Genomic DNA, 7,421 nt, shown 5'->3' with positions numbered 1-7,421 from the left:
AGGCAGCCCGGCGGGCCTGCCCACCCGGCGGCGCAGAGTCCCCCGGGCCGCCTCCTCCGAGGCGTCCGCAACCGGGCAGCAAGCGGAGGACGAGCCCGTGCCGCGTACCCCCGAGCGGGCCGGAGCGGCCTGGGCCTCCCTCCAGGAGGGCACTCTCAGCGGCAGGAAGGCGCTCGCGCCACCGGCACCCCCAGCACCCCCATCGGACGACCGAGGAGACGACGAGACGTGAGCACCACCCCCACCGCCGGTGATCTCGCCTGGGTGCTGACCCCCCTGCTGGAGCTGCCCGGAGTGCAGCACGCCGTGGTGGCCACCGGCGACGGACTCGTCGAGGGCGCGTCGCCCGGCCTGGACCGTGCGTCCGCCGAGCGCGTGGCCGCGATGACGGCGACGCTGCACGCGGCGGCCCGTGCCTTCACCACCGCCTTCACCGAGGCCGGATCGCCGCGTCTGGCCCAGACCGTCGTGGAGTCCGACCTGGGCTTCGCCGTCGTCGTACCGGCAGGCAGGAACACCACCCTGGCCCTGTTCGCGGCCCCGGACGCGCACCTGGGGAACATCGCGTACCAGATGCAGGTGCAGGTCGCCGCGCTGACCCGGGCCATGCACGCCCCCGCCCGCCGACCGGACGCTGCCACCCGGCCATGACCCCCGGCCCAGGGCGCCGCCTGATCCCCGCCTACCTGGTCACCGGTGGCCGCTCCGCGCCCGCCGGCCCCGCGCTCGACCGGCTCGCCGTGCTCATCCGTACGGACTCGGCCGTGCCCCCGGGCACGGGCTCCGAGCAGCGCGGGCTGTGTGAGCTGCTGGAGCCGGGAGCCCTCACCGTCGTCGAGTGCGCTGCCCATCTGGACCTGCCGGTCAGCGCCACGGTCTTCCTGGCCACGGACCTCGTGGCCGCAGGACATCTGCGCGCTCGACCACCGATCCCCAGTGCCGGTGAGATCGACCGGTCGCTCGTCGAGAGGCTGCTCGTTGGACTCCGTTCCCTCCACTGACCGGGGCGGCATCGGCTATCTGCCGAGCGCCGCCGAGACCCTGGTGAAACTCCTCGTCACGGGTCCCTTCGGCGTGGGCAAGACGACCCTGATCCGTACGCTGTCGGAGATCCCGACCCTGCACACGGAAGAGGCGATGACGCAGTCCAGCACCGGACTCGACGACACCGCGGGGCTCCCGGAGAAGACCACGACCACGGTCGCCGTCGACTTCGGCCGGCTCACCGTCCAGGACGACCTGGTGCTCTACATGTTCGGCACCCCGGGCCAGGAGCGCTTCTTCCCCCTCTGGGAGGACATCGCCCGTGGTGCGCTCGGCGCCCTCGTGATGGTCGACACCCGCCGGCTGGAGGACTCCTTCGCCGTCATGGACATGGTGGAGGAGCAGGGACTCCCGTACGCCGTCGCCGTGAACCGCTTCCCCGACGCCCCCGCCCATGCGGATGAGGTCCTGCGCAAGCACCTGGACCTCGATCCCCGCACCCCGCTGGTGCAGTGCGACGCCCGTGAACGCAGGGGCAGCATCGACGCCCTGATCGCCCTCGCCGAGCACGCGCTGACCGGTCTGCCCGCGCCCCAGGAACCGTCATGACCCCTCACACGGCCCGCACATCGCCCGGCAGCGGCCCCTCGTCCCTCGAACCGCTCGCGCTGTACGGCGCGGCCTTCGCCGCCGATCCGCACGGCCACTACGGCAGGCTGCGTGCCCAGGGGCCGCTGGCCAGGGTGCGCATCGCCCCGGACGTCGACGCGCTGCTGGTCACCGACTACCAGGCCGCCCTCGACCTGCTGCGGGACACCGAGACCTTCACCAGGGACCCGCGTGCCTGGCAGGCGGGTGTGCCGGCCGATTCGCCGGTCCTGCCCGTGCTCGGCCACCGGCCCACCGCGCTCTTCACCGACGGCGCCGTCCACGCCCGTTACCGCGAGGCCATCAACGACACCCTCGCCCTGATCGAACCCCATCTGCTGCGTGCGGAGGTCACCCGGGTCGCGCAGCGGCTCATCGCCGGCTTCTCGGCCACCGGCAGCGGCGACCTCATCGCCCAGTACGCCCGCGGACTCCCCCTGCACGTCTTCACCGCCTCCTTCGGCGTGGCCCCCGAGGACACCGAGCGGGTGGTCCGCGGGACCGCCGGAATGATGGATTCCGCGCAGAACGCGGCAGCGGCCCACGACGAACTCGTCGGCGTCGTCACCGCTCTCGTCTCCGCACGGCGCCGCAAGCCGGGCCGCGATCTCACCACGTACCTGCTCGCGCACCCCGCAGGCCTCGACGACGACGAGGCCGTGCGTCAGATCACGCTCATCATGAGCGCGGGCCACGAGCCCACGGCCAATCTGATCGGCAACGCGCTGCTGCGCATGCTCAGCGACACCGGTTACGGGGGCTCCCTGCGCGGAGGCGCGACGACCGCCCGCGAGGCGATCGACGACGTGCTCTGGCGTGATCCACCGCTGGCCAACATGGGCGCGCACTTCCCGCGCCACGACACCGAGTTCCACGGGGTCCCGCTGCGCGCCGGCCAACTGGTGCTGGTCTCCTTCGCCGCCGCCAACACCCAGTCACCGCCGTCCGTCCTGGACCCCGCCGTGCGTTCCGGCGACGGTGCCCACCTGGCGTGGTCGGCCGGGCCGCACCGCTGTCCGGCCGGACAGCCCGCCCTGCTGATGGCGATGACCGCGATCGAACAGCTCACCAGCCAGCTCTGCGACCTCCGGCTGGCGGTCGAACCCGGCGCACTGCTCTGGCGGCCGGGCCCCTTCCACCGGGCCCCGGCCCACCTCCCGGTCCGGTTCACGCCGCTCGACGCGCTCCCCGGACCGGACGACGAGGGGGCACCGGAGGCTGCCGATCACGTTCCGACCCGTGTCGGTGGTACGCCGAACGGGTGAGGGGCGAGAGAATTGCCCGATGAACAGCGAGCGCAGCCGGCGCACAGCCGACCGGCACATGGACGGGGTAGTTCTGTGAGCAGGTACGACAGATACGACGCCACCGACGAACAGTGGGAGGGGCTCGCCCAGGTCGTCCCCCTGAGGGGCCGCAACGAATGGCCCTCCCGGGTCGACCACAGGACGGTCCCGGACCAGGGGGAGTCGGCCGAGCAGCGGCGCCTGGTCGTCCTGAGGGTCCAGGTGTTCGCGGACGCGCGCGAGGTGGCCGAATACCTGGTGGCACAGATCCCGGTCCTGCTGGATCTCACCGGCGCCGAGAGCGACGTGGCGAAGCGGATCCTGGACTTCAGCAGCGGCGTGGTCTTCGGACTCGGCAGCGGGATGCACCGGGTCGACCGCAATGTCTTCCTGCTCGCACCGGTCGGCATGGAGGTCGAGGGGGTCACCGCGGTGGGCGTACCTCAATCGTAGGAAGGCCGTGCGGGCGGAACGGTTCGCCGTTCACCGGCGTGCGTACGGTCCGCTCATGACTGTGATCACCTCGGGGTCCACGGCCCCGTCGCCGTCCGGCGTGCCGCGGCCCGCCCGGCCTTTCGTCGGTGAGCTCCGGCTCGACGCCTTCGCCTCGCACCGCCGCACCGTCATCCCGCTCGGGCCGCTCACGCTGCTCGCCGGAGGCAGCGGCAGCGGGAAGTCGACTGCCCTTCGCGGGTACGAGGCACTCGCACGGCTGGCTGCCGGAGACCCTCTGGAGGACGTCTTCCCCGACCCGGTGGCCTGGGTGCCCGAACGCGCCGGCGCCGACGCGCAGGGGCGGCGCGGCTTCCGGCTCGGCTGCACGGTGGAGGGCCCGGCCGGCCCGGTGGGACTGGATCTCGCCGTGCAGGCCGAGCCCGTGCTCCGCATCGTCGGCGAGCGGCTGACGGGCCGCGGCGAGACCCTGCTGAGCACGGCGCTGCGCGATCCCCGGCGCTCCTTCGTGCAGGCCGCCTGGCACACCGCCGGGGCGGTGCCGGTGACACGCGCCCCCTTCCCCGACGACCGGCTCGGCACGGCACTGCTGCCGTTGCGGGTCGCGGGGACGACGGAGGGGCAGCTCAGGGTGCTGGCCGCCGCCGAACAGGCGGTGGTGGCGCTGCGGTCGGCCTTCGTCTGTGATCCTCAGCCGCAGCGGATGCGTGCGGCGGTGCCTGCGGGAGAAGGGCGGCTGACCTCGTCCTGCGACAATCTCGCCGAGGTCCTCCACCGCACCCGCGGTCAGGGCGCACAGCGGCATGCCAGGCTGGTCGCCGGCGCGGACACCGGGTGCGCGGGGCAGGTGACGGGGCTGACCGTCGAGCGCCTGGCGGACGGGACCGTGCAGGTACTGGCCGACCGGGGCTCCGGGCGCGGCACGCCCGTCGGCCGCCTCGGCGACGGAGAACTCCGTTACCTCGCCCATGTGTTCGTGCTGCTGTCCGGGCCTCATGTGCTGACGGCCGATCCGGACGCCGAGGTGCCGTCCGCCATGCGGGCTCTCACCGTCCTCGCCGACGGCCTCGACCGCAGCATGGATGCGCGGCAGGCCGGAGAACTGCTCGCACTGGCGGCCTCGGTCTGCGCGGACGGGCACATGCGCCTGCTGGGGACGGTCGGTGAGGCGGCCGCGGCAGCGGCCCGCAGGACGGCCGGTGCGACGGTGGTAGACCTGGGACCGTGACGGAACTGGATGTAGCACAACTGCAGCGACGACTGGCCGACTTCGCGGCGTCCCGGGCCTGGGAGCCTTACCACACCCCCAAGAACCTCTGCGCCGCACTGAGCGTGGAGGCCTCCGAACTCCTGGAGATCTTCCAGTGGCTGACTCCGGAGCAGTCGGCGAGGGTGATGGAGGACCCCGGTACGGCGTTCCGTGTCACGGACGAGGTCGCGGACGTCCTGGCGTATCTGCTGCAGTTCTGCGAGGTCCTGGGCATCGATGCGCTGGCGGCGCTGGCGGCCAAGATCGACCGGAACGAGCGGCGTTTTCCCGCGCCGGACGGGAACGAGCCGACAGATCGTCACTCTTCGGAGTGATCGCCTTGTCCACAATCGATTTCCTGTCCACAGATTTCCGATTTCCTCTGGCTTTCGTGTGCCGAGCACCTCACTGTGGGTAATGAAGAGGTGAGTGGGTTCTTTCACGGGTGGTCTCGGCGACGGGGGAATCGCATGGAAGCGGAGCGACTGATCGCGGCGGGCAGGAGCGCGCTGGCGGGGAGCCGGGGAGTGCCGGCCGTCATGGCGGAGGCATGGCAGGCCCAGGCGCTCGCCCGCGCGGTCGGAGGACATCTGGCGAGGTGCGGTCCCGCGGAGTTACGGACGGAGGCGCGCGCGCTCAGCGAGACCTGCGCCCTGGGCAGTGCGCTGCTCGACCACCCGATGATTCCGGCCGGAGGTGTGCGGGCCTCGCAGGTCACGGAAGTGGCACACGCGCCACGGGTGCTGGCCGCCCTCGCGCTGCTGCTCGGCGAGGCGGGCATCGCGCTGGTGGGCGTTGCCTGCGGCACGGAGGAGGAAGGGCTCTACTGGCAGTGCATCGAAGCGATAGACGCCGTCGACGAGTCGGTGGACCGGGTCCACGGCATGTTGAGACGGCTTGCCGAGCAGGACCACGAGCAGGGGGACGAGCAGGGGCCGGACCAGGAGCACGACGGTCCGTTCGGGGGGATCCGAGGACCGGCGGGTTTCGTCGCCGGCCAGCCGTGAGCCGGGCGGCCGGGCAGCCCCGGGCCACCCCTCACAGGGAAGAGGGCAGGGGGACGGGGCGCGGCGGCCTCGAAGGTGCAGGATGGAGGCATGGATCTTCGAATCTTCACCGAGCCCCAGCAAGGGGCGAGCTACGACACCCTGCTCACCGTCGCCAAGGCCACCGAGGACCTCGGCTTCGATGCCTTCTACCGGTCCGACCACTATCTGCGCATGGGCTCCGGAGACGGTTTGCCCGGCCCGACCGACGCGTGGATCACGCTGGCGGGGCTGGCCCGCGAGACCAGGCGCATCCGCCTGGGCACCCTGATGACGGCGGGCACCTTCCGTCTCCCCGGGGTGCTGGCCATCCAGGTCGCCCAGGTCGACCAGATGTCCGGTGGCCGCGTCGAGCTGGGCCTGGGTGCCGGCTGGTTCGAGGAGGAGCACAAGGCGTACGGCATCCCGTTCCCGAAGGAGAAGTTCGGCCGGCTGGAGGAGCAGCTGGCGATCGTCACGGGCCTGTGGGGGACCGAGACGGGCAAGACGTTCAGCTACGACGGGACGTACTACCAGCTCACCGACTCGCCGGCGCTGCCCAAACCCGCCCAGGCGAAGGTGCCGGTCCTGATCGGTGGTCACGGCGCGGTCCGTACACCGCGGCTGGCCGCGCGGTACGCGGACGAGTTCAACATCCCCTTCGCGTCGATCGAGGACAGCGAGAAGCAGTTCGGCCGGGTCAGGGACGCGGCCGTGGCGGCCGGCCGGGCCCCTGACGACCTGGTGTATTCCAACGCTCTGGTGGTGTGCGTCGGGAAGAACGACGCGGAGGTGGCGCGGCGCGCGTCCGCCATCGGGCGGGAGGTCGAGGAGATCAAGGCGAACGGGCTGGCGGGTTCACCCGCCGAGGTGGTCGACAAGATCGGCCGCTATGCCGCCATCGGCTCCTCCCGGATCTACCTCCAGGTCCTGGACCTGCACGACCTGGAGCACCTGGAGCTGATCTCGTCGCAGGTCCAGTCGCAGCTGGGCTGACGGGAGCACCCGGCCGGCAGGACGGAGCCCGCGCCACCGCCGGGTGCGCCACCGGCCGGGGCAGGACGGGCCCCGCAGGCCACTCGGCCGACAGCCACCAGCCCATGGGCCCCGGGACCGGGACAGGGGCAGGGGCCGGCCCACGGCCCGGGGCCGAGAGAGGGACCGCGACCGCGGGACCGACGGAAATCAGCCGACAGCAAGGAGCAGTTGTGCACTCCGCCCCGACACCGGATGTCCCGCCCGGCCGTACGCTCGGCGAGGCGCTCGCCGAGGGGACCGTTCTGCTGGACGGAGGTCTCTCCAACCAGCTGGAGGCGCAGGGCTGCGATCTGTCCGACGCCCTGTGGTCGGCCCGGCTGCTGAGCGATGCGCCCCAGCAGATCGAGGCCGCCCACGCGGCCTACGCCCGGGCGGGGGCGCAGGTGCTCATCACCGCCAGCTATCAGGCGACCTTCGAAGGGTTCGCGCGGCGCGGAATCGGACGGGCCCGGGCAGCGGAGCTGATGGGCGGCAGTGTGGAGGCGGCGCGCCGGGCGGGTGCGGTGGCGGGGCGGGAGCTGTGGGTCGCCGCCTCGATCGGACCGTACGGCGCGATGCTCGCGGACGGCAGCGAGTACCGGGGACGGTACGGGCTGACCGTCCGGGAGCTGGTGCGCTTCCACCGGCCCCGGGCGGAGACGCTGGCCGCAGCGAACCCCGATGTGCTGGCCCTGGAGACGGTGCCGGACATCGACGAGGCCGAGGCCCTGCTGCGGGTGGTCCAGGACCTCGGGGTGC

The 7,421-nt window shown here is 72.5% G+C and carries 10 protein-coding genes and 1 pseudogene; all 11 read left to right on the top strand.

Going from position 1 to position 7,421, the window contains the following annotated elements; genetic code table 11:
• A pseudogene (locus VN520_RS03705) lies at positions 1-232 on the top strand (ATP-binding protein); the annotation flags it as partial.
• On the top strand, positions 229-651 hold the full coding sequence (locus VN520_RS03700; RefSeq protein WP_325745378.1) for a roadblock/LC7 domain-containing protein: 423 nt from the start codon (positions 229-231) through the stop codon (positions 649-651). The pseudogene VN520_RS03705 and the gene VN520_RS03700, both read left to right, overlap by 4 nt.
• Complete coding sequence (locus VN520_RS03695; RefSeq protein WP_325745377.1) at positions 648-1,001, top strand: DUF742 domain-containing protein; 354 nt, start codon at positions 648-650, stop codon at positions 999-1,001. Before VN520_RS03700 ends, VN520_RS03695 begins: the two co-directional genes overlap by 4 nt.
• Positions 979-1,593 carry a GTP-binding protein gene (locus VN520_RS03690; protein ID WP_325745376.1) on the top strand — a complete coding sequence of 205 codons (615 nt, stop codon included), beginning with the start codon at positions 979-981 and terminating at the stop codon, positions 1,591-1,593. The genes VN520_RS03695 and VN520_RS03690 overlap by 23 nt, the downstream gene beginning before the upstream one ends.
• A complete protein-coding gene (locus VN520_RS03685; RefSeq protein WP_325745375.1) occupies positions 1,590-2,897 on the top strand; it encodes a cytochrome P450 in 1,308 nt (435 codons plus the stop codon). Before VN520_RS03690 ends, VN520_RS03685 begins: the two co-directional genes overlap by 4 nt.
• A gap of 75 nt (positions 2,898-2,972) precedes the next feature.
• A complete protein-coding gene (locus VN520_RS03680; RefSeq protein ID WP_325745374.1) occupies positions 2,973-3,371 on the top strand; it encodes a cell division protein SepF in 399 nt (132 codons plus the stop codon).
• Between the two features lie 55 nt (positions 3,372-3,426).
• Positions 3,427-4,599 carry an ATP-binding protein gene (locus VN520_RS03675; protein ID WP_325745373.1) on the top strand — a complete coding sequence of 391 codons (1,173 nt, stop codon included), beginning with the start codon at positions 3,427-3,429 and terminating at the stop codon, positions 4,597-4,599.
• The gene (locus VN520_RS03670) at positions 4,596-4,955 is read left to right on the top strand and encodes a nucleotide pyrophosphohydrolase (protein WP_325745372.1); all 360 of its coding nucleotides are present in this window, start codon (positions 4,596-4,598) and stop codon (positions 4,953-4,955) included. The genes VN520_RS03675 and VN520_RS03670 overlap by 4 nt, the downstream gene beginning before the upstream one ends.
• A gap of 135 nt (positions 4,956-5,090) precedes the next feature.
• On the top strand, positions 5,091-5,627 hold the full coding sequence (locus VN520_RS03665) for a DUF6099 family protein (RefSeq protein ID WP_325745371.1): 537 nt from the start codon (positions 5,091-5,093) through the stop codon (positions 5,625-5,627).
• A 90-nt stretch (positions 5,628-5,717) separates the two neighbouring features.
• Complete coding sequence (locus VN520_RS03660) at positions 5,718-6,641, top strand: LLM class F420-dependent oxidoreductase (protein WP_325745370.1); 924 nt, start codon at positions 5,718-5,720, stop codon at positions 6,639-6,641.
• Between the two features lie 212 nt (positions 6,642-6,853).
• Positions 6,854-7,421: homocysteine S-methyltransferase (gene mmuM, locus VN520_RS03655; protein WP_325745369.1), on the top strand; the 568-nt coding region annotated here is incomplete at its 3' end.

The organism is Streptomyces sp. (assembly GCF_035563135.1).
Lineage (GTDB): Bacteria > Actinomycetota > Actinomycetes > Streptomycetales > Streptomycetaceae > Streptomyces.
Note: the sequence above shows the minus strand (reverse complement) of the source record. Positions and strands in the feature narration are given on the sequence as shown.